This window comes from Micromonospora sp. NPDC005237, assembly GCF_040607775.1.
Taxonomy (GTDB): domain Bacteria; phylum Actinomycetota; class Actinomycetes; order Mycobacteriales; family Micromonosporaceae; genus Micromonospora.
Genome location: NZ_JBEXHJ010000007.1, coordinates 190,103 through 209,216, shown reverse-complemented (window position 1 = coordinate 209,216; position 19,114 = coordinate 190,103). Strand labels below are relative to the sequence as shown.

General features: G+C 73.0%; 16 protein-coding genes. 8 read left to right on the top strand and 8 right to left on the bottom strand.

Features of this window, described 5'->3' with window-relative positions; genetic code table 11:
* Window positions 1-7: 7 nt before the first annotated feature.
* The 6 genes from ABZT87_RS20570 to ABZT87_RS20545 all read left to right on the top strand — a co-directional run bounded on the left by ABZT87_RS20570 (window position 8) and on the right by ABZT87_RS20545 (window position 6,711).
* On the top strand, window positions 8-331 hold the full coding sequence (locus ABZT87_RS20570) for a hypothetical protein (RefSeq protein ID WP_354862316.1): 324 nt from the start codon (window positions 8-10) through the stop codon (window positions 329-331).
* A gap of 1 nt (window position 332) precedes the next feature.
* Window positions 333-836: a hypothetical protein gene (locus tag ABZT87_RS20565; protein WP_355137408.1), complete on the top strand. Its 504-nt coding sequence runs from the start codon at window positions 333-335 to the stop codon at window positions 834-836.
* Window positions 829-2,265, top strand: a complete 1,437-nt coding sequence (locus ABZT87_RS20560) for a baseplate J/gp47 family protein (protein WP_354862312.1) — start codon at window positions 829-831, stop codon at window positions 2,263-2,265. Before ABZT87_RS20565 ends, ABZT87_RS20560 begins: the two co-directional genes overlap by 8 nt.
* Window positions 2,266-2,276: 11 nt before the next feature.
* Window positions 2,277-4,625 carry a hypothetical protein gene (locus ABZT87_RS20555; protein WP_355137406.1) on the top strand — a complete coding sequence of 783 codons (2,349 nt, stop codon included), beginning with the start codon at window positions 2,277-2,279 and terminating at the stop codon, window positions 4,623-4,625.
* A gap of 13 nt (window positions 4,626-4,638) precedes the next feature.
* Complete coding sequence (locus ABZT87_RS20550; RefSeq protein WP_354862309.1) at window positions 4,639-5,766, top strand: hypothetical protein; 1,128 nt, start codon at window positions 4,639-4,641, stop codon at window positions 5,764-5,766.
* Between the two features lie 138 nt (window positions 5,767-5,904).
* Window positions 5,905-6,711 carry a BTAD domain-containing putative transcriptional regulator gene (locus tag ABZT87_RS20545; protein ID WP_355137404.1) on the top strand — a complete coding sequence of 269 codons (807 nt, stop codon included), beginning with the start codon at window positions 5,905-5,907 and terminating at the stop codon, window positions 6,709-6,711.
* 32 nt (window positions 6,712-6,743) lie between these two features.
* On the opposite strand, the gene ABZT87_RS20540 is transcribed toward ABZT87_RS20545, so the two are convergent.
* The 8 genes from ABZT87_RS20540 to ABZT87_RS20505 form a co-directional block, all read right to left on the bottom strand.
* Complete coding sequence (locus ABZT87_RS20540) at window positions 6,744-7,466, bottom strand: HD domain-containing protein (RefSeq protein ID WP_355137402.1); 723 nt, start codon at window positions 7,464-7,466, stop codon at window positions 6,744-6,746.
* A gap of 69 nt (window positions 7,467-7,535) precedes the next feature.
* Window positions 7,536-8,891, bottom strand: coding sequence for a polysaccharide lyase family 1 protein (locus ABZT87_RS20535; RefSeq protein ID WP_355137400.1), 1,356 nt, complete (start codon window positions 8,889-8,891; stop codon window positions 7,536-7,538).
* A gap of 112 nt (window positions 8,892-9,003) precedes the next feature.
* A complete protein-coding gene (locus ABZT87_RS20530) occupies window positions 9,004-9,336 on the bottom strand; it encodes a hypothetical protein (protein ID WP_354862302.1) in 333 nt (110 codons plus the stop codon).
* Window positions 9,337-9,549: 213 nt separating this feature from the next.
* Complete coding sequence (locus tag ABZT87_RS20525) at window positions 9,550-10,725, bottom strand: Gfo/Idh/MocA family oxidoreductase (RefSeq protein ID WP_355137398.1); 1,176 nt, start codon at window positions 10,723-10,725, stop codon at window positions 9,550-9,552.
* Window positions 10,726-10,780: 55 nt separating this feature from the next.
* Window positions 10,781-12,274, bottom strand: a complete 1,494-nt coding sequence (locus ABZT87_RS20520; protein WP_355137396.1) for a mannitol dehydrogenase family protein — start codon at window positions 12,272-12,274, stop codon at window positions 10,781-10,783.
* Window positions 12,265-13,569 carry an enolase C-terminal domain-like protein gene (locus ABZT87_RS20515; protein WP_355137394.1) on the bottom strand — a complete coding sequence of 435 codons (1,305 nt, stop codon included), beginning with the start codon at window positions 13,567-13,569 and terminating at the stop codon, window positions 12,265-12,267. Before ABZT87_RS20515 ends, ABZT87_RS20520 begins: the two co-directional genes overlap by 10 nt.
* Window positions 13,566-14,999, bottom strand: coding sequence for a glucuronate isomerase (uxaC, locus tag ABZT87_RS20510; protein ID WP_355137392.1), 1,434 nt, complete (start codon window positions 14,997-14,999; stop codon window positions 13,566-13,568). The genes ABZT87_RS20515 and uxaC overlap by 4 nt, the downstream gene beginning before the upstream one ends.
* Before the next feature lie 23 nt (window positions 15,000-15,022).
* Window positions 15,023-16,351, bottom strand: coding sequence for a Gfo/Idh/MocA family oxidoreductase (locus ABZT87_RS20505; RefSeq protein ID WP_355137390.1), 1,329 nt, complete (start codon window positions 16,349-16,351; stop codon window positions 15,023-15,025).
* Window positions 16,352-16,589: 238 nt separating this feature from the next.
* Here ABZT87_RS20505 and ABZT87_RS20500 point away from each other — a divergent pair, with 238 nt between their 5' ends.
* Together ABZT87_RS20500 and ABZT87_RS20495 are read left to right on the top strand one after the other, a co-directional pair.
* Complete coding sequence (locus ABZT87_RS20500) at window positions 16,590-17,720, top strand: LacI family DNA-binding transcriptional regulator (RefSeq protein WP_354863044.1); 1,131 nt, start codon at window positions 16,590-16,592, stop codon at window positions 17,718-17,720.
* Window positions 17,721-17,739: 19 nt separating this feature from the next.
* Complete coding sequence (locus ABZT87_RS20495; protein ID WP_355137388.1) at window positions 17,740-19,086, top strand: extracellular solute-binding protein; 1,347 nt, start codon at window positions 17,740-17,742, stop codon at window positions 19,084-19,086.
* Window positions 19,087-19,114 lie beyond the last annotated feature (28 nt).

The following is a 19,114-nucleotide window of genomic DNA, read 5'->3' as shown; positions in this document are numbered from 1 at the left end:
GAACGACATGGCATTCGTGCTCACCACGTCGAGCAACGTGCACTGCCCCAGCCAGGGCACGGTCACCCCGGCCGGGCAGGCCAAGCTGACGGTGGCCGGCGCCCCGGTCGTCCGCCCGGACGGCATCACCGGCAAGTCGGTGAGCGGGTGCGCGATCACCGACAGCAGCTCCACCGTGCAGTGCAAGAACGTCGTGTCGGCGTCCGGGGCCGCGCAGAAGCTGCACGTCGGGGGCGCCGGGGTGGCGCTGGACACCCTCAGCGGCGCCACCAACGGCAGCACCTCCGGCCTCGCGGCCACCGCCGGGCAGAGCAAACTGAAGGCGGTCTGAGATGGACCGCACCGAGCGCGAACGGCAGGCCGCCCAGCGCCGCTACCTCGGCTGGGGCCTCGCCTCCGAACCCACCATGCCCGGGGTGGACCTGGCCCGGGACATCGTCTTCGACGACGGCCCGAACGGCCGGGCGCTGGCCCTCGTCGAGGGCACCGGCAACGTGGCGCAGAGCCTCGCGGTGGCGCTGACCACGTTGCGCGGCTCGAACGTCTTCGACGCCACCTTCGGCTTCGACGGGCTCAACGCCCTCGCCGAGCAGATCGAGCCGAATCTCATCCGCGAGCAGGTCCGCATCGGCATCATCACGCTGCTCGACCGCGATCCCCGGGTCCGCAAGATCGTCGACGTGAACCTCGACGACGGCCGACTCGGCGCGGGAAGTGCCGACGACGCGGCGGCGACCGCCCTGCGCTCGTCGCGCACCCTGCAGGTGCAGGTCCAGTTCGAAACCATCACCGACGACCGGCTCTCGGTGCGCCTCGGGGAGCTGCCCAGTGTCTGACCCGACCCTCCCGGCCGAGCTGGCCGATGTCCTCGCCGTCGACGCCGCCGCGCTGCGGGCCACCGGCTCGACCGGCTTCGGCATCGTCGAGACCGGCTTCGTGCCCAAGTCCTTCGCCCGCCTGCTCGCCGAGAAGCTGGCCACCGCCCGGCTGCTCTTCGGCGAGGACGTCGACCTGACCAGCGGCGCGGTGCTGCGCAAGGTCCTCGAACTGGCCGCCCTGGAGGACGCTCGACTGTGGGCGGCGCTCGGCGCGGTCTACGACAACTCCTTCGTCGTGTCGGCGACCGCCGACGCGCTGACCCGCCTCGGCGAGGAACTCGGCATCGCCCGGCCGTACCTGCCCGCGCGGGGCACGGTGAAACTGAAGCTGAAGGCGGCGCTGCCCGCCGGCCACACCCCGCTCACGCTGCCCCGGGGCGCCCGGCTGTCCACCCCCGGCGGGCACCACGTGGCCCTGGACGAGACAGTGGTGCTCTCCGCCGCCGTCGGCGAGCGCGAACCGGCCGTCGCCGCCTTCTATCCCGGCCCGGCGCACAACCTCGACCCGACGCAGGCCAACCAAAAGATCGACCGCTGGAACCGGGCCGACACCCTGCTGGCCGACCTCGACGACGCCGAGCAGGCGGCCGGTAAGGAGCTGGTCGAGATCACCCACACCGTCGCGCTGACCGGGGGTGAACAGCAGGTCTCCGACGCCCGCTACCGGCAACTGCTGCTGGCCGCGCCCCGCTCGATCTGGACGGCCGAGGCGATCGGCCTGGCCGTGGCCACCGTGCCCGGCGTACGTCAGGTGCAGGTCTTCGACGGCCGGGGCGGGCTGGACCTCAACCAGTCCATCTTTGGCAACTTCAACTTCATCGAGCGGGTCTTCAGCACCGAACGCGACCTGGGTAACCCGTACTACGTCACGGTGCTCGTCGCGCCGACCGCCGCCGCCATCTGGGACGGGCCGGACGGGCTGCACGCCGCCGTCGAGTCCGTCATCGAGGACCTGCGCCCGGTGGGCATCTTCGCCTCGGTGGACCGGGCCGACGAGGTCGGCATCGGCGTCGAGGCGGACCTGGTGATCCGTGGCCTGCCGCTGCCCACCGGTTCGAAGGAGACGGTGAACGCGTCCACCGCCGCCACCGAGCTGCGCGCCCGGCTGCACGCGCGGCTGCGCCGCTACGTCGACGAGCTGCCCTTCGGTGAGCCGGTCCGGGCCGCCGAGGTGATCTGGACGCTGATGAACGAGCCGGGCGTCGCCGACGTACGCGGGCTGCGCCTCGTGCGGTTCCCGGCCGACTCGGCGGTGGTGGTGACCGGCAGCGCGCCCACCGGCGACGGGGTGCAGCGGCTGCCGGTCGGCGACAACGCGGTGCTCGCCGCCAACCAGGTGCCCGTCTACGTCGACCGGGACGATCCCCGGCCGTTCCGGATCGTCTGAGCGGGGGCGCGATGACCGACATCCGGGTGCCGGTGGACGGCGCCGATCCGTCCGTCGAACGCAACCTCGTCGACCAGTTGGAGGGCCCCTACCCGGGGACCGTCCGCCGGGTCGTCGTGCCGCTCGCCACCACCGGCGCCGCCGCGGTGGACTGGACCAGTCGGCACCCCCTGCTCACCGTCGTGCTGCGTCGCGACCTGGTCGAGGAGACCGTCCGGGTGAGCGTCACCGTCAACCCCGGCGGCGGCGGGGACGAGCGGGTGCTGCCGCCGGTGGTCTTCGCGCCCTGGTCCGCCGCGGGAGCGTCGGTGCCGGCATACGCGCCGGACACCGCCGACGAGCCGCTGGTAGCGCCGTTTTCCGTCGCTGTGACGGCCGAGCGGGCCGTCGACGGGGCGGCCGCCACGGCGGTCACCGGTGCGGCGCTCACCGCCCTGGTCGAGCTGGCCGTCGTGGAGGGCAACCTGGGCCGGCTGCTCTACCTGGTGTCGTACGAGAAGCACCGGCTGCGCCGCACGGCGCGGGAGGTGCACGCCTACCGGACCCTCGCGCACGCCCGACGTGACGCGCTGGACCGGATCGGCGCGGACGTCGGGGTGGCCCGGTTCGTCGACGAGCTGGTGCACGAGCCGGCCAGCGGCGACGTGTACGCCCGCCGGCTGGCGCCGCCGGCCCGCGAGGCGGACGCCGCGTACGCCCACCGGTTGGGGCTCTACCGGCGGTTCCTGCTGCCCACTCCGGGCGCGATACGCCGGCTGCTCAACGGCCCCGGCGCGGACACCGACCCGAACGCGGGGCTCTTCGCCGACCTGCCCGGCGGCGCCCGGTTCACGCTGCGCGAGGAGGACGACCGGTTCGCGGTGGCGATCCGGCTGGTCGCCGCCGGTGATCCGCAGCACCGCACCAACTTCCTCGCCCAATTGCGCCGCGACCGCCTGGTGCTGCCCGCCAACACCCCGCCGAACAACACCACGCACGCCGCTCGGGCGCTGCCGTCCGGCCGGCTGACCGAGGTCACGGCGCTGCGCGCCAGCCTGCGGCAGTCGTACGCCTTCGACAGCGCGCACGCCATCGCGCCGCCGCTGGCCACCGCGCTGGACCGCGCCGGGCGCGTCTGCCGGGCGCTCGGCTCGACCCAGGTGTGGCAGGTGACCCGGGCCCAGGACGACGCCGGTGGCAGTCGCTACGAGCTGGGCCTCGGCGTGGACGTGAGCTGGCCGACCGCCGCCCAGGCCACCGACCTGCGCAACCGGGTGCTGGACACCGGTCGCGCGGTCACCGGCGACCGGACCGCCGAGGCCCTGATCGCCGCCGTCCGCGCCGCCGGTGTGCCCACGGTGGCGGCCGACGGCGAGGTGGCGTGGCTGTGGCGGGTGTGCGGGGTGCAGACCACGCACCGGATCAGCACCACCAGGATGTACCTGTCACACCTGCCCACCCGTGGGCTGGCGGTGACCGCGCCGACGGCCGCCACGGTCGGCGCCGACGTGGCCGTCGAGGCGCAGTTCCACGCGCCGGGCGACCCGGGTGGCAACGCGCTGCTGCTGGCCGGCCTGGCCGCCGCCGCGACGGCGTGGACGGGCGCGGGGGAGCCGGCGTGGACGCCGATGACCGACGCGGCGGCCCGGACGCGGTGGGCTGGTGTACCGACCCGGCCGGCCGGGCAGCCGGTCGATGCGGTCCTGGCCGCCGCCGGCCTGCCCGCGGTACGCGACCCGGCGCCCGTGGTGGCCGCGCTGAACCGGCTCCCCGACGAGCTGGTGGAGACCATCGAGCTGCCGGCGGCGCTGGCGTCCGCGCTGATCGCCGGGCAGCCGGCCGCCGCCGACCGGCTGGCCCGGCTGGTCGGCCTGCTCCGCGACCAGCATCTCGCCGCCGCGCTGCCGCTTGTCGACACCGGCAACCGGGTGCTGCTGGTGTGCAGCGTGATCGGGCTGCCCCAGGCCGGGCTCAACCTGGCCGAGCGGCGGGCCACCGGCTTCCGCTGGTACACCGTGGGGCTCGGCGGCGGCACCGCCGACATCAAGGCGGTCGGCGCGCGGACCACGCTGCGCCCCACCCACGCCGGGCTGGTCGCCGTGGTGGCGCTGTCCTACGTGCGGACCGGGCTGACCGACCCGTACGAGTTCCGGGTGGAGCTGCCCGACGGGGTGGCGTTGACCCTGGCCCAGTACGAGCGGCTGATGAACACCCTGACGCGGGTCTGCCCGCTCGGCGTGGAGATCAACACCTTCGGCATCCGGCGTGACCACGTCGACCTCGACGCCGACGGCGACGCCGAGCCGCTGCGTCCGGCGGTGGCCCGGACCTTCCGCACCTTCCAGCAGCGCCGGCACCGCGGCGTGTACGACCAGCTCTGAGAGGGACATCATCATGGCGAGCGAGATCAACTACGACGGGGTGACCGTCACCGAGCTCTACCGGATGTTCACCGAACACGGCATCCCGCAGTCGGACGCCAGCGTGCTGGTCTCCTCCTGGATCTACGAGAACGTGGGCACCGCGAAGCGGGTGTTCAGCTACGCCGAGCCGTTCCCGGCGGTGGAGCCGGGCTGCGCGCCACCACCGTTCGCCCGCACCTTCGCCCACACCGACTGGGTCGACGGCGAGGACGTCGTGCAGGCCGGGCAGACGACCGGCGAGCAGGGCTTCAACGAGCGGTTCCACCGCATCGAGCACGACCTGGACCACCTCGGCACCGACCTGGCCAAGGCGTTCTCCTGCATGGCCGCGATGCGGGTGAGCCTGCGCCGGCTGCTCGACGAGATCCGCGCCGAGATCAACCGGCTGCACTCCACGGTGCACGAGACGAAGGTCAGCCCCGGCCCGTACCAGCTCGAGCAGATCCCCAACTACATCGGCACGCTCGACTTCGGCCGGTACATGGGCACCACGATGTTCATGGACAAGAAGGTCAGCATCTGGCAGACCAAGGCCGGCACGATCGTGCTGCCCGCCGTCGAGACCCTCGGCGTGGACGTGGTCGCCGGCCCGAAGGTCCGGGGCGCCGCCTACCTCGACCGGTACGCCGTCGAGAACGCCGACGTGCGGCAGCGCTTCCCGCGCGAGGTGAAGGTGGTGGAGTTCATCCGTACCTTCGGTGAGGACCAGGTGGCCGACGGCCGGACGATCCGCGACGTGCTCAAGGTGCTGCCGGCGGACAGCAGCTACCCGAGCGTGGACGCGATGGTCGTCGAGGTCAGCGAACGGGAGGCGGCCATCGTCCGGACCACGGCGGGCGCCCAGTCGGCGGTCTCCGCCGCGCTCGGTATCGACGCGGAACTGGAGAACGTCGCCGACGCCGACATCGCCATGCTCGCCGGGGTGCCCACCAAGGCCCGCGCGGCGCTGACCCGCGCCGGGATCAGCACGCTCGGCAAGCTGGCCGAGGCGCCGGCCGAGCGGGTGCTCGGCATCATGAAGGAGGCCGGGGTACGCGCCGACGTCGGCGACGCCGCCGAGTGGACCGGCTACGCCCGGACGCTGAGCAAGCTGCGCTGAACGGCCGGTCATCGCTCCGGCGAACGGCTGATCCCCGCCGTTCGCCGGGTCGGTGTGACGACACTGCGCTGGCGTGCGGACCGTCCACACCCGAGCGTGGAACTCCCACACCGGTGATCGGGTGCGAAGGGCGCAGGGATGGCAGTTCACGAGGTGACGCAGGACGTCCGCTCCGGGGCGCAGGAGGCCGGCGTGGCGCGACCAACCCGGTACACGCTGCGTCTGCTCGGCGGCTTCGGGCTGGAACGCGACGGCCGGTCCGTCGTGGTGCCGCAGGGCGCGCGCCGGCTGCTCGCCTACCTCGGCGTACGCCAGCGGTGCGCCCGCTGGGAGGCTGCCGGCACCCTCTGGCCCGGCTCGCACGAGGAGCGGGCCCGCGCCAACCTGCGCACCATGCTCTGGCGGCTGCACCGGGTCACCCCCGAACCCCTCGTCGAGGAGGACGACCGGCTGGCCCTCGCCGCCGGTGTGACCAGCGACGTCGCCACGCTCGGCGCGGCGTCCGCGGCGCTGCTGGCCGGCGGGGCGCCGGCGGGTGTCGGCGCGGGGGTGCCGGCGCTGGCGACGGGCGAGCTGCTGCCCGGCTGGTACGACGACTGGGTGCTGACCGAGCGGGAGCGGCTGCGCCAGACCCAGCTGTACGCGCTGGAGGCGCTCGCCGAACGGCTCACCGCGCAGGGACGCTTCAGCGAGGCGGTGCAGGTGGCGTTGACCGCCGTGCAGTTGGAACCGTTGCGGGAGAGCGCCACCCGCGTGCTGATCGCCGTGCACCTGGCCGAACGCAACATCAACGAGGCGGTACGCCGGCTGGAGCTGTTCCGCGCCGACCTGGGCCGGGAGTTGGGTGTCGCCCCGACCTCCTGGCTGGAGCACCTGGTGCGCGAGGGCCTGCGCCGGGACAGGTTCGTGCCCGCGTCGGGTCTCGGCGGCGGTACGCAGGCCTGACCCGTCAGGCGCGCGTCCCGGCTCAGCTCAGCTCAGTGCGAGTGGGCCGGCCGGTCCAGGATGGCGCTGAACCGCTCCTCGGCAAGGTCGAGCTGGCCGAAGATGTGGGCCTTCACCGCAGGCGAGAGCGGGGTGTCCGCACGACCGATCAGGTCCCGGAAGAGCGGCACCAGCGGCCGGTACTTCCGGGCCGACGAGACGACCTTCGGCCCGACGGTGTGGATCACCCCGACTCCGTTGTCGGTGAAGTCCGACACCTTGATCACCCGCGCCCAGGGTTCCCGGTCCAGGCTGACCGCCAGGTGCTCCCGGTACTGCTCGTTGCGGTCGCGCTGCGGGTCGTACATCGGATTGGTGACCGCGGCGACCAGGGTGGCCACCCGCGGCCCGAACCGCGCGGCGAGCGCGGCCAGCGCCGCGGCGGTCGGGTCGCCGCCGCCGTCGGCCAGCTCGGCCGGGTGGTCCTCCACCGCGTCGTGCAGCAGACCCGCGACGATCACGTCGACGTCGCGGACCTGGTAGTGGTGCATGAGCCGGATGGCGACCCGCAGCAGGTGGTTGAGGTACGGCTCGCGGACCCGCCGGTCGTCGCGGTGCAGCTCGGCGGCGAGGTCGAGCGCGGCGGTCAGGCGGGCGCGTTCGCCGTCGTCGAAGCGCTCGACCTCCAGTCGGAAGCGCTCCAGCAGGCCCGGTTCGCCGTGGATCTCGGTGATCGCGTGCATCGGCATGCTGCCCAGGTGCGGCGGGAAGTCCATGCGTCACTTATAGCCGATCTTCCCCCCATCGATGGCCCGGTACGTCGCCGACCCGACCATGGCGAGTCGTCACAGCGGCAGCCGATCGGCCCCGGCGAGCGGGCCCACCAGGAGCGGGAGCAGCGGCGCCGGCAGGACCGGGTCGCGGCGCAGGGTGGGTGTCCAACCGGCGTCGGCGCCCAGGTCGGGGTCGTGCGCCGCGTTGTACGCCGTGAGCAGGTCGACCGGCCGGGCCGGGCCGGCGCCCTGGCGCACCCAGGAGCCGCGCTCGGTGAGCGCGGTGCCGCCCCAGTCGTAGAGCAGGTCGGCCGGGTCCACGCCCGCGTCGAGGGCGAAGAAGTTGTTCTGCGCGTAGATCGCCGACTGCACACCGACGCCCAAGGCGTACTGGAAGCCGTCGCCGCCCAGCCGGTACAGGTTGTTGTAGACGTCGACCTGACCGAACCGCACCCGCGGTAGCCGTTGCAGGACGCCGTCGAAGAGGTTGTGGTGCAGGGTGACCTTCAGCCGACCCACGTCCGGGCCGACCGTGTTGGACGAGCCGATCAGCATCAGCTTGTCCCGTCCGGTGAAGCGGTTCCATGAGGCGGTGACTCCGCTGGCGGTGTGCGTGACGTCCAGCGACCCGTCGTGCACCTGGTACGGCCGGCCGAAGTAGACGGGCTGGGCGCTGTCCGGGTTGTCGCCGTCGGTGAACGTGTTGTGGTCGACCCACACGTGCTCGCTGCGGCGTACCGAGATCTGGTCGTACTGGCTGTTCCAGTTGCCGGTGTCGCCGTCGGTGGGCGACCACGCGGGGAAGCAGTCCCGGGCGTCGACGAAGGTCAGGTTGCGCACGATGACGTTGGACGCCCGGTCGATCATGAGGGTGAGACCGGTCAGTCGCGCGCCGCGCAGGCCGACGATTGTGGTGTTGGGGCCGACGTTGATCTGGGTCTGGCGGGTCTGGTTGGCCACCGAGCGCACCCGGGCCTCCTCCAGCGGCCCGGCCGGTGCCACCCGACCCCAGACCGCCGGGTCGTACGCGGCCAGGTAGGCGTGCAGCCGGTACGCCGGGTCGGCCAGGTCGGCGCAGCTCAGTGTTGTGCTGTCGGGCCCCTCGAAGCCGTCGACCGCGCCCGCCACGTAGATCAGCTTCGGCGTGGCGTCGGTGGCGTTGGCGGCGTTGTCGCCACCGAGGGCGGCGACCAGTTCGGCCCTGCTGCGGACCACCCGGGTCCGCTCCGGCTGCGCCGCCGAACCGCCTGTGGTGCCGACGCCCTCGGCCGCCCAGCCGTCCCGCTCCGGCAGGGCCTGCCGACCGAGGTGACGGGCCGACCAGGAGAGCCGATCGGCGGCGGAAGTGTCGGGGCGGGGAGCGGCGGCGGCAGGTGTGGCACCGACCAGGACGGCGATCACCGTCGCCCCGACGAGGGGTGCGCGCATTGATTTTCCCATTCGCTGGTGGTGGTTTCGGCATTCACCAGGAACGGTAGGTTCGCGGTTTTGTATCGGTCAATATAAATTGTTTGCAGGAATGTTGCAGTGGTGCCGGCCGCTAGTGGGCGGTCTCATCCCGCGCGGGTCGAACGTGCCGGAAGGCGACCAGCAGGGCGGTGACGAGAGCAGCCACCAGCAGGACCCTGATGACGATGAACAGCACCGCGTCGCCCGTGGAGTGGGGCGGGAAGATGTCCTTGACGAGCCAGCCGACCCCCAGCCCCAGCCCCAGGCAGGCGTGCATCGCGGCCCGCAGGCGGGGGAGCGGCTGCGGGCGGCCGAGGATCCGGGGTGCCACGGTGCCACCGCGGCTCCTGGCGAGCAGCACGGCGGCGACGGCCAGGTTGGCCACGCCGACCGCGACGGCCAGGGCCAGGTCAACTGTTCCCATGTGGACGCACGTTATCGCACGGACAGTCGCTCCGAGGGCCGCCTCTCCTGACGTCGGCCGCCTGCCCCGAGTGTCGGAGGAGGGGCGGGCACCGACCCGTCGCCTCCTTTGCTCTGCTTCAACCCAGGCAACACCTGCGGGGCAAAAGTGTTGCCTCGGTTGAAGCAGAGCAAAGGACAACCGGAGCACCCTCGCCACCGCGGGGCGACACCACTACGCCAGGTCCGCGCGGTACGCCGGCACGGCCCACGGCACGCCCTGCTCGCTGGGCAGCGCACCCTGCTCGGCCGCCCGACGCAGTACCTCGACCACGCCACGGATCCGCAACACCCGCTCGTCACCGTCGCCCACCACGTCGACCAGCTCCCCGCCGAGCAGTCGGGGCTCGGGCGCGGCCCGCAACGCGTCCAGCAGGGCGGTGAACGGCGCGGTACGGGCCAGCGGGGCGATCAGCGGCACCCCGGCCGAATCGGCGCGGTGGGCGAGCAGGTTCTCCAGCAGGCCCCGTCGACCGGGGACGCGGCGGGTCACCACGTCACCGGGCAGGCGCAACCGGTCCGTCGGGTACTCCAGCACGGCCTGTCCCGTCGTGCCGGTCACCACCACCTCGCCCGCCACGAACTCCTCGGATGCCAGGGTGACCGCCGCCAGCACCGGTGGACCGGCGCGGAACCGCACCCGCAGCACCGCCGTGTCCTCCACCTCGATCGGCCGCACCCGGTAGCGCTCCACCTCGATGGCGACCGGCCACGGTGGTGCCCCGCCGAGCGCCTCGGCGACGGCCAGGCACTGCATCACCGCGTGCGCGAGCGGGTTGGCCAGCGCGCCGTCCAGCACCGGTCGGCCGTCCACGCTCCGGCGGCCGGCCCACGGGGAGCGGGCGTAGTAGGCGTCCGGCCGTTGCCACGCCGCGACGGTCGCGATGCCGGTGACCGCGCCGAGGCGGCCGGCGGCCAGCGCGTCGGTCAGCGCGGTCAGCGCCGCCGAACCGAGCGCCTGGAAACCGACCTGGGCCACCCGGCCGGTCGCCGCCATGGCGTCGGTCAGCTGGTCGTGCTCGGTTAGCGACAGCACCGGCGGCTTCTCCAGCAGCAGGTCCGCGCCGGCCGCGAGGGCGTCGCGGGCGATCGGCAGGTGCGTGTGCGGCGGGGTGCAGATCGCCACCACCTCCGGTCGGGTGGCGGCGAGCATCGCCCGGTGGTCGGTGAACACCCCGACCCCGGGCGGCACCGGCGCCTCCCGCTCGTCGCGCACCGGTTGGACGTCGACCAGGGCGACCAATCGCAGCCGGCCGCCGGCGTGCAGCGGCGCGATAACCCGCCGGTGCCAGTGGCCGTGCCCGTTCGCCCCGATCACCGCCACCGTCGGCGGCGGCGCCGACCCGTTCACGAGACGCCGGTCAGGACTGCCGAGGCCCCCGGGGCACCGGCCCACGCGGCACCGCTCACCGGGCACCGGCCAGGGTCGCCTCGACGCCGTGTCGTCCGAGCGCGGTGAGCCAGGCGGTCACCTCGGCGCGTACCTCGTCGTCGTCGGCCACCTCGGCCGGGATGACCTCGCGCAGCGCGAAGACGGCGTCCACCGCGCCGGCCGGGCTCCGCGCTCCGGCGTCCAGGGCGGACCGGATCGGCCCCGCGAGGGGGTCCTGCAACGGCAACGGTCCGCCGTCGTCGGCGTACCCCAGCGCGAAGCGCAACCAGGACGCCACGACCAGCGCGCCCCAGCGCGCGGACCGGCCGGCCGCGCGCAGGTCGGCGATGGTGTGCAGGATGCGCTGCGGCAACTTCTGCGAGCCGTCCACCGCGACCTGCAGGGTGCGGTGCCGGATCGCCGGGTTGGCGAACCGGGCGAGGACCTGCTCGCCGTAGTCGACCACGCGCACCCCGTCCGGCGGCGTGAAGCTGGCCGCGACGTCCTCGGCGATCAGCCGGCGCAGCACGTCGGTCAGGTGCGGGATCTCGAGGGCGTCGGCGATGGTCTCCCGGCCGGCCAGCGCGCCGAGGTACGCCACGGCCGAGTGCACGCCGTTGAGGGTGCGCAGCTTCAACCGCTCCCACGGACCGGCGTCGCCGGTGAGCACCGCCCCGGCGTGCTCCCAGCCCGGCCGCCCGCCGGGGAAGTCGTCCTCGATCACCCACTGCGCGTACGGCTCGGCGGCCACCGCGGCCAGGTCGGTCACGCCGAGCGCCCGGCGGGCCGCGTCGATGGTCTCCGGGGTGCTGGCCGGCACGATGCGGTCCACCATGGTCCCGGGGCAGGTCACGTTGGCGACCACCCAGTCGACGAGCCCGGCGGGCACCCCGGCGGCCCGCTCGACCGCCTGGTCGACCAGACCGCGCAGCCGCCGGCCGTTGGCCGGCAGGTTGTCGCAGCTCACCAGCGCCAGCGGCCCGGCGTCGGCGGCGGCGCGGGCGGCCAGCCCGCGCAGCAGCAGCCCCGGCACGGTCGTCGGTCCCTGATGACCGGCGAGGTCCGCGGCGAGCGCGGCGTCCGGGGACAGTCGGCCGGTCACCGGATCGAGGTGGTACGCCTTCTCGGTGACGGTGAGCGTCACGACGCGGACCGCCGGGTCGGCGAGCAACGCCACCACGGCGTCCGGGTCGCTGGGAGCATGCCGTACGCCGCTGAGCGCGCCCACCACCCGGGTGGTGGTGCCGGCGGCGGAGAGGGCGCTGACGCTGAACAGGTTGTCCTGGGCGGTGAGCGCCTCGACCAGGGCGGTGCTGCGCGGGGCGACGGCCATGATGCCCCAGTCGCCGCCGGCCGCGCCGACCGCCGCCTCGGTGTAGACGGCCTGGTGCGCCCGGTGGAACGCGCCCAACCCCAGGTGTACGACGCCCGTCGGCACGGTGCCCGGCCGGATGAGGGGACGGGACTCGACGGGCAGGTGGCGCAGCACCCCCAGGCCGAGGCGGGACGCGCCGACGGTCACCGCCATGCCGGACCGTCCGGGAAGCGGAACTCGGCGATCGACGACGGGTTCATGGTGGCGCTGTAGCCGGGCCGGTCGGGCAGCAGGTAGCGGCCGCCGCGGGTGCGTACCGGGTCGACGAAGTGCTCGTGCAGGTGGTCGACGTACTCGATCATCCGACCGTCCAGGGCGGCGCCCACCCGCAGGTAGTCGAAGATCGCCAGGTGCTGGACGTACTCGCAGAGGCCGACGCCGCCGGCGTGCGGGCAGACCGGCACCCCGAACTTCGCCGCCAGCAGCAGCTCGGCCAGGACCTCGTTGACGCCGCCGACCCGGCACGCGTCGATCTGCATCACGCCGATCGCCTCGGCCTGGAGCAGCTGCTTGAAGATCACCCGGTTGGCGGCGACCTCGCCGGTGGCCACCCGGCACCGCCCGCCGGTCAGCTCGTCGACGGCGCGCGCGATCCGGGCGTGACCGAGGATGTCGTCGGCGTGGGTCGGCTCCTCGATCCAGTACGGGTCCACCTCCGCGAGGGCGGTCATCGCCGTGATCGCCTCGTCGACGTCCCACACCTGGTTGGCGTCCATCATCAGCAGCGCGTCCGGGCCGATCTCGGAGCGGATGATCCGGGCCCGGCGCAGGTCGTCGGCGAGCGGGCCGCCCACCTTCATCTTCATCGCCCGCCACCCGTCGTCGTACGCCTGCCGGGTCAACGCCCGCACCTTGTCGTCCGGGTAGCCGAGCCAACCGACCGAGGTGGTGTACGAAGGGAAACCGTCGCGTTCGAGCGTGCTCAGTCGGTCGGCCAGGCCGTCGCGTCCCTTGTCGAGGATGGCCGCCGCGTCGTCCGGGGTGAGCGCGTCGGTGATGTGCTTGAAGTCGATGCTGGCGACCAGCTCGTCAGTGGGCAGTTCGGCGAGGAACCGCCACATCGGCTTGCCGGCGATCCTGGCCCGCAGGTCCCACACGGCGTTGACAAGCGCGCCGGTCGCCATGTGGATGACGCCCTTCTCCGGCCCCAGCCAGCGCAACTGCACGTCGGCGCTGAGCGAGCGCCAGAACGCCACGGGCTCGGCCGCGATCTCCTCGACCGTCCGACCCTCGACGTGGTGGGCCAGCGCCCGCACCGCCGCGCAGGTGATCTCGTTGCCCCGGCCGTTGGTGAAGGTGAACCCCGTGCCGACCGCCCCGGCGTCGGTGCCCAGCTCGACGTACGTCGCCGAGTAGTCGCCCCGGTTGATCGCGTCGGACCCGTCGCCCCGCGCGGCGGTCGGGAACCGCACGTCGTGCACCTCGACGGACGTGATGGTGACACTCACTGGTCGACCCCTCCGAAGTTGAAGACCCGCTTGGGCAGCCGGTACGCCAGGTCGACGATCGTCTCGGCCGCCTCGTCCAGCGGCAGCCGCTGCTCGGCGACCAGCCGGGCCAGGAAGCCGGCGTCGACGCGGCGGGCCACGTCGTGGCGTACCGGGATGGAGCAGAACGCCCGGGTGTCGTCGACGAACCCGGTGGTGTTGTAGAAGCCGGCGCTCTCGGTGACCGTCTCCCGGAACCGGCGCAGCACCTCGGGGGAGTCCAGGAACCACCAGGGCGCGCCGAGCAGCAGCGCGGCGTAGCCGCCGGCGAGGGGCGCGAGCTCACGGGTGAAGGTGTCCTCGTCGAGGGTGTAGAGCACCACCCGCAGCCGGGGGTCGTTGCCGTGGCGCTCCAGCAGCGGCGCGAGCGCGTGCACGTACTCGGTGGCCTGCGGCACGTCGCCGCCCACGTCGCGGCCGTGCCGGTCGTACAGCCAGCGGTTGTGGTTGCGCACCGCGCCGGGGTGCAGCTGCATGACCAGGCCGTCGTCGAGCGACATCCGGGCGAACTCCATGAGCATGTGCGCCCGGAACGCCTCCGCGTCGGCCGCGTCGGCCGTGCCGCGCAGGCCCCGGTCGTACAGCCGGGCGGCCTCACCCGGGGTCAGGTCCAGGGTGCGGGCGGTGGGGTGGCCGTGGTCCGACGAGGTCGCCCCGCCCGCGATGAACGCGGCCCGCCGGGCCCGCAGCGCGGCCAGATAACCGGTGTACGTGCCGGTGTCCTCGCCGGTCAGCGCGCCGAGACGCGCCACGTTGGACGTCCAGCCCTCGTACTCCATGTCCACCACGTCGTCCGGGCGGAACGTGGTGACCACCCGGCCGCCCGGCCCGCCCCACCCGTCGGCGGCGAGCTTGGCGTGCTGCGCGAGGTCGTCCAGCGGCGACTCGGTGGTCGCGAGCACCTCGATTCCGAACCGCTCGAACAGCGCCCGGGGCCGGAAGTCCGGCTCGGCGAGCCGGGCCGCGATCTCGTCGTAGACGGTGTCGGCGGTGGCTGGGCGCAGCGGTGTGTGCACCCCGAACACGGTGCGGAAGGTCTGCTCCAGCCAGACCCGCGACGGGGTTCCCCGGAACAGGTGCCAGTGCGCGGCGAAGCGCCGCCAGATCACCCGCCCGTCGATCTCGGTCGGGCTGCCGTCGCGGGTCGGCACGCCCAGGTCCGACGGGGGGACGCCCTGGCTGAGCAGCATCCTCGTCAGGTAGTGGTCGGGCACGATGAGCAGCCGCGCCGGGTCTGGAAAGGGCTGGTCCTGCGCGAGCAGGGCCGGGTCGACGTGCCCGTGCGGCGAGATGATCGGCTGCTGCGCCGCGAGGGTGTACAGCTCCCGGGCGATCGCGCGCTGCCCGGGCTCGGAGGGCAGGAGCAGGTCGGTGTGGTCGGACGTCGGCACGGGGCTGGGCTCCTCGTCGGTGGTCAGCGGGGGGTGAGCAGATCGGCGACCCGGACCGGTTGCCCGGTCTCGAAGGACCGGTTGGCGGCCAGGCCGGTGAGCAGGGCCAGCGCGCCGTCGTCGGCCGTCGCGGCGCGGCCCAGCGGATCGGGCTGGCCGCCGAGGAGCACCGCGGTCATCCGGGCGTCCGCGCCGCCGTGCCCGTGTCGGGTACGACCCTCGACGGGGATCTGCCGGGGCGGTTCCCAGAACGGGCGCAGGGTGAGCGTCGCGCCGCCCCCTTCGGCCGGCGCCTCGACGCCGTGCAGCGCGGCGCCCTTGACCGCGCCCGCGGTGCCCCGGTCGACGAAGTCGTTCTCGGTCACCTCCAGCTCCAGGCGACCCCGGCTGCCGTTGACCATCACCCGGTAGCCCTCCCAGGGGGCGTACGCCGTGAGGTGGTAGGTCATCGTGGCGCCGGTGGAGTAGCGGGCGAGCACGGCCATGTCGTCCTCAATGCTCACGCCCGGGGCGAACACGTTGCGGTCGCGCTGGTAGCCGTCCTCGGCCTCGGCGTCGAGGTACAGCTCGCGCAGCCGGGGGTGGGCCTCCAGCCGCAGCGCGAACGGGTCGTCGACGGCGGCGGGGGAGCCGTACGCCCGCTCGTAGTCGCGGGCGTAGCCGTGCCGGCGACCGTCCTCGCCGTAGAAGAACAGGCGGCCGGCGGCGTACACCTCGACCGGGGTGGCCCCCAGCCACCAGTTGACCAGGTCGAAGTGGTGGCTGGCCTTGTGCACCATCAGCCCGCCGGAGGTGGCCTTGTCGCGGTGCCAGCGCCGGAAGTAGTCGGCGCCGTGCCGAACGTCGAGCAGCCACTCGAAGTGCACCGAGCCGATCTCACCGACCGCGCCGTCGGCGAGCAGGCGGCGGACCTGCTCGTGCAGCGGGTTGTAGCGGTAGTTGAAGGCGACCGTCACCCGGCCGCCGGTCTCGGTCACCGCGTCCAGGATGCGTCGGCAGCGCGCGGCGTCGACGGTCATCGGCTTCTCGGTGACGACGTCCCGGCCGGCGCGCAGCGCGGCCACCACGTACTCGTCGTGGGTGACGTCCACACTGGTCACCAGCACGACGTCGACCCGCTCTTTGTCCAGCATGGCCTGGAACTCACCGGCCGGGTACGTCGGCGCCGGGCGGTGGCCCAGCTCGGCGAGCCAGCGGTTGTGCGCGTCCATCCGGGCCTGGTTCACGTCGGTGAAGGCGACCAGCTCGGTGGTGTCGGCGTGGTCGAGCACCAGGGCCCGGACGAACATCTCGGCCCGTGCGCCGGTGCCCACGACGGCGTACCGGACTCGCCCGTCGGATCTCGGTGACATGTGGTCGCCCCCAGGTGATCCCTGCAAAGGTTTGCAGTGAAGTAACCACGATCGATGCGATCGCGTCAACGCCAACGGCGCAATCGGCGATAAATGTCAGTGTTTGCGGCGTTTTAGGTCACCACGGGGAGCGTCGACGCAACAGAACCGCAACCATTGACCGTTGACACTGGCGCAACCGTTTGCATTAATTGGCGGCACCCACGTGACCGTCGCCACATCGGACGAAGGGCCCGCCGTGCCAGTCACCATCCGGGACGTCGCCCGCGCCTCCGGGGTGCACATCTCCACCGTGTCCCGCACCTTCTCCGCCCCGCACCTGGTCAACCCGGAGACCCGGGTCCGGGTGCTCGCCTGCGCGGAGGACCTGGGCTACCGGCCGAACCGCGCCGCCCGGGCCCTGATCACCGGGCGGACGCACAACATCGGCCTGATCATCGCGGACATCGCGAACCCGTTCTTCCCGCCGCTGATCAAGGCGGCGGAGAGCCAGGCCCGCCATCGCGACTACCACGTCTTCGTGGCCGACACCAACGAGGACCCGACCGCCGAGGAGGAGTTGGTCCACGCGCTCGCCAAGCAGGTCGACGGGGTGCTGCTGTGCAGCCCACGGATGAGCAACAGCCTGATCGAGCAGCTCAGCCGGGAGGTGCCGTTGGTGGTGGTGAACCGCCAGGTTACCGGCCTGCCCTGCGTGCTGATGGACGTCGGGCAGGGCGCCCGGGCGGCGATCGAGCACCTGATCGGTCTCGGTCACCGCGGCATCGCGTTGCTCGGCGGCCCACGCAGCTCGTGGACCAACCGGGAGATGCGCCGCGCCGCCGCCACGGCCGCCCGCAGCGGCGGCGCGGAGCTGACCGTGCTCGGCCCCAACGCGCCCACCGAGACCGGCGGCCTCGCCGTCGCCGACCAGGTGCGGCGCAGTGGCGTGACGGCCGTGCTCGCCTACAACGACCTGATGGCGATCGGCCTCATCGAGGGGCTGGACGCGCTCGGGGTCCGGGTGCCACAGGAGGTGAGCGTCGTCGGGGTCGACGACATCGCCCTGAGTCGGCTCACCCGTCCCAAACTGACGACGGTGGCCACACCCACCGGGGCCGCTGGCCGGACGGCCGTCGACATGCTGCTGCAACAGGACATCGAGTCACCGCGCGGCGCGCGGGGCCCCGGTGCCGGCACGGCGCTCGGCGTCCGTCGTACCACCGCACAGGTAATGCTCCAGACCGACCTGGTCATCCGCGACTCGACCGGCCCGGGCCCGCACGCCCGACCGGCACGTCCCCTGGCCGCGCCGCCTGGCCCGGACCCGCATTGCCCTGCGGGCCCGGGCGTCCCGACCGCGGCCACCGGTGACGCCGTCGCCTCCTAATGCCGAGGAGTGAGCGCACATGCACCCCGCAACGCCCCCCACCACTGACACGCCCGTCGGGCGCCATCACGGTACCCCGGTGCCCCGTCGGCGACTCCTGCGCGGCCTGCTCGCCGCGACCGTCGCCGCGCCGCTGATGTTCGGCGCCGCCGCCTGCGGAGACGACGGCGGCGCCGCCGACCCGAACGCCCCGGTCAAGCTCTCGATCTTCTGGTGGGGCGGCGACGCCCGCGCCAAGCTGACCGAGGACGCCCTGGCCCTCTACACGAAGAAGCACCCGAACGTGACCTTCGAGAAGACCTGGCAGGCCAACCAGGGCTACTTCGACAAGCTCGCCACGCTCACCGCCGGCGGCAACCCGCCGGACCTGTTCCAGATCGACGACAACTACCTCGCCGAGTACGCGGCCCGCAGCACCACCCTCGACCTGAAGAGCTACCAGGACTCCGGCAAGCTCGACGTCACCAAGTTCCCCAAGAGCCTGCTGGAGTACGGCGTGATCGATGGCAAGCTCGCCGGGGTGGCCGCCGGGGAGAACACCCAGGGCCTGGTCTACAACAAGACGCTGCTGACCAAGCACAACCTGCCCGAGCCCACCACCGGGATGACCTGGGAGCAGCACATCGCCTGGGCCGAGCAGGTCACCGCCAAGACCAAGGTGCCCGGCACACAGGACCCGAGCGCCGACTACAAGGCGTACTGGATCTGGCTGCGCCAGCAGGGCAAGGACCTCTACAAGGGCAACGAGCTGGGCTTCACGGCCGAGGACGTGACCGCGTGGTTCGACCTGTGGAAGGGCGCCCGGGACCGCAAGGCCACCCCGACCCCCGACGTCATCCACGAGGGCAACTCCAGCGACGTCACCAAGCAACTGGTGGTCACCGGCAAGGCCGGCACCAGTTGGGTCTGGGCCAACCAGATGCCCGACCTGAAGAAGAACACCAAGGACGAGCTGGGGGTCGTCGCCTATCCCGGTGACCCCAGCGCGCAGTGGGCCCGGGCCTCCATGTACTGGTCGGTCTTTAAGGGCAGCAAGAACAAGGACGTCGCGGTCGACGTGATCAACTTCCTGAACAACGACCAGGGGGCGGTCAAGCTGCTCGGCACCGACCGCGGTCTGCCGTCCAACCTGGACCTGCGTCGGGTGGTCAGCGACGACACCACCGACCCGGCGATGAAGCAGTCCATCGCGGTCGAGACCGAGCTGGCGCAGAAGTTCGGCCAGTCCCCGCAGGTGCCGATCAAGGGACACAGCAAGGTCAAGTCCGAGCTGGTCAAGGCCGCCGAGAACGTGCAGTACGGCCGGGCCACGTCCGCGCAGGCCGCCGCCCAGTTCGTCGAGGCGTGCAAGTCCGCCATCGCCTGACCGCCGCACGAGGCGAGGAGAGGAGCTG

What these genes read in the sequence shown, in the direction of transcription:
- ABZT87_RS20535 (WP_355137400.1), bottom strand. Translation starts at nt 8,891, where the DNA reads ATGCGCGCACCCCTCGTCGGGGCGACGGTGATCGCCGTCCTGGTCGGT.
- ABZT87_RS20550 (WP_354862309.1), top strand. Translation starts at nt 4,639, where the DNA reads ATGGCGAGCGAGATCAACTACGACGGGGTGACCGTCACCGAGCTCTAC.
- ABZT87_RS20555 (WP_355137406.1), top strand. Translation starts at nt 2,277, where the DNA reads ATGACCGACATCCGGGTGCCGGTGGACGGCGCCGATCCGTCCGTCGAA.
- ABZT87_RS20545 (WP_355137404.1), top strand. Translation starts at nt 5,905, where the DNA reads ATGGCAGTTCACGAGGTGACGCAGGACGTCCGCTCCGGGGCGCAGGAG.
- ABZT87_RS20540 (WP_355137402.1), bottom strand. Translation starts at nt 7,466, where the DNA reads ATGGACTTCCCGCCGCACCTGGGCAGCATGCCGATGCACGCGATCACC.
- ABZT87_RS20505 (WP_355137390.1), bottom strand. Translation starts at nt 16,351, where the DNA reads ATGTCACCGAGATCCGACGGGCGAGTCCGGTACGCCGTCGTGGGCACC.
- ABZT87_RS20565 (WP_355137408.1), top strand. Translation starts at nt 333, where the DNA reads ATGGACCGCACCGAGCGCGAACGGCAGGCCGCCCAGCGCCGCTACCTC.
- ABZT87_RS20520 (WP_355137396.1), bottom strand. Translation starts at nt 12,274, where the DNA reads ATGGCGGTGACCGTCGGCGCGTCCCGCCTCGGCCTGGGGGTGCTGCGC.
- ABZT87_RS20495 (WP_355137388.1), top strand. Translation starts at nt 17,740, where the DNA reads ATGCACCCCGCAACGCCCCCCACCACTGACACGCCCGTCGGGCGCCAT.
- ABZT87_RS20530 (WP_354862302.1), bottom strand. Translation starts at nt 9,336, where the DNA reads ATGGGAACAGTTGACCTGGCCCTGGCCGTCGCGGTCGGCGTGGCCAAC.
- ABZT87_RS20570 (WP_354862316.1), top strand. Translation starts at nt 8, where the DNA reads ATGGCATTCGTGCTCACCACGTCGAGCAACGTGCACTGCCCCAGCCAG.